The 1,985-nt window shown below is 67.9% G+C and carries 2 protein-coding genes; both read right to left on the bottom strand.

Translation table 11 applies throughout. The features are described 5' to 3' along the window. A partial coding sequence (locus tag AC3XYG_RS29925; RefSeq protein WP_489143527.1) for an ABC transporter substrate-binding protein occupies window positions 1-1,186 on the bottom strand: 1,186 nt, incomplete at its 3' end. Window positions 1,187-1,326: 140 nt separating this feature from the next. Further along, window positions 1,327-1,911 (bottom strand): amino acid synthesis family protein, encoded by a 585-nt coding sequence (locus tag AC3XYG_RS29930; protein WP_489143528.1) that lies wholly within the window; start codon window positions 1,909-1,911, stop codon window positions 1,327-1,329. Between the last annotated feature and the right edge of the window lie 74 nt (window positions 1,912-1,985).

Below are 1,985 nucleotides of genomic sequence, written 5' to 3' on the forward strand. Positions count from 1 at the left end.
GCTTGGCGACCTCGGCATCGCTGGGCAGATACTGCGCGCCGTCGCGGTACTGGAAGTCGACCATCACGCCCTTGTCGTCCTGGACCGCGGTCTTGCCGACGAAGGCGCCCAGGGTCGATTGGTGGTCGATCTTGCGGAAGACGATCGGGCCGAACGGGCTGTCGAGGCCGATGCCCTCGGCCGCCGCGATCATCTTGTCGGGGTCGGCCGACCCGGCCTTGGCCAGGATCGCCGCGATCGACTTCATCGTCATGTAGCCGACGATCGAGCCCAGGCGGGGATAGTCGTTGTACTTGGCCTGGTAAGCCTTCAGGAACGCATCATGCGCCGGCGTCTTGATCGCGTACCAGGGATAGCCGGTGACGATCCAGCCGGCCGGGGTCTCGTCCTTCAGCGGGTCGAGATACTCCGGCTCGCCGGTCAGGAAGCTGACCACCGAACGACCGTCGAACAGGCCGCGGGTGTTGCCTTCGCGCACGAACTTCACCAGGTCGGCGCCGAAGGTGACGTTCAGGATCGCCTCGGGCTTCGCCGCGGCCAGCGCCTGCACCACGGAGCCGGCGTCGATCTTGCCCTGCGGCGGCCACTGCGCGTCGACCCATTCGATGTCGGGCCGCTTGGCCGACAACAGCTGCTTGAACACCGCGACGGCCGACTGTCCGTATTCGTAGTTCGGCGCCACCGTGGCCCAGCGCTTGGCCGGCAGCTTCGCCGCCTCTTCCGCCAGCATCGCTGCCTGCATGTAGTTCGATGGGCGCAGGCGGAAGGTGTAGCGGTTGCCGTTGGCCCAGGTCACGGCGTCGGTCAGCGGCTCCGCCGCCATGAAGAACACCTTCTTCTGCTTGGCGAAGTCCGACACGGCCAGGCCGATGTTGGAGAAGAAGGTGCCGGCCAGGATGGTGACGCCTTCGGACGACACCAGCTCATTGGCGGCGGTCACGGCGTCCGCCGGCTTCCCGCCATCATCCTTGGAGACGACGACCAGCTTCTGGCCGTTCACCCCGCCGGCGGCGTTGATCTCCTCGATCGCCAGCTGCCAGCCCTTGCGGTAGGGCTCGGTGAAGGCCGGCAGCCCGGAGTAGCTGTTGATCTCCCCGATCTTGATCTCCTGCGCCCCGGCGGCTGCCGGGGTGCCGAGTGCGGCGAACAGCGCCAGCGCTGCCGCGACGTGAAACCTTGCCGTCATCCCTGTCTCCTTCGTGTTCCTGTCGGTCGGGCTGCCTTGTGGTTTGCCCTCTCGTTGTGCCGGTTGCCAGGCCTTAATTCCCACTGATTCCTATTGTCATCGCCGGGCTGACAGTTGGGATAGGGCCCGGCTTCAATCCGCTATCGCAGCCCGTCCTCTCCCTTGATCTCGGTCGTCTTCAGGCCGCCGACCCGGGGCAGGGGGCGGCCGCTGTCGGTCACCGCCACCGCGACCACGATCTCACCGGCGCGCGGCGCATCGGCGATGCGCACCTCCATGCCATCGAAATGGCTGCGGACATAGGCCGCGTCCTTGTGGCCCAGCGGAATATCAAGCGCCACGCCGGGGCCGCCGCGCTTCTTGGAGGACGGGATCAGCGCAGCCCCCTTGCCCAGCACCTTGCGCACCGGGGTGCCCAGCTTCGGGTGCAGGATGGCGGCGGCATGCTCCAGCTCGCCATTCTCGCCCACCGCCGCGGCCTTGCCATAGCTCTCGGCGCGCGATCCCTCGATGCCCAGCGCCGCCACCGCCTTCGCGGTCAGCAGCGCGCCCAGCTCCTCGCCGATCTCGAACAGCTCGGTCAGGTCGTCGACATAGCGGCCGGCGAAGGGGTTCTCGATCACCGCCACCGCGGCGGCGCGGCGAGTCGGCGGGGTGACCGGCCGGCCCATCTCGGTCACCGTCTCCTCGACGACCGTCACGATCTTTCTGATCTTGGCGCTCATCGCAGCCCGTCCTCGCCCTTGATCTCGCTGGCCTGCAGCCCGCCGACGCGGGCATGGATGCGGGCGCCGGTGGT

The sequence above is a fragment of the Inquilinus sp. genome (assembly GCF_057815775.1).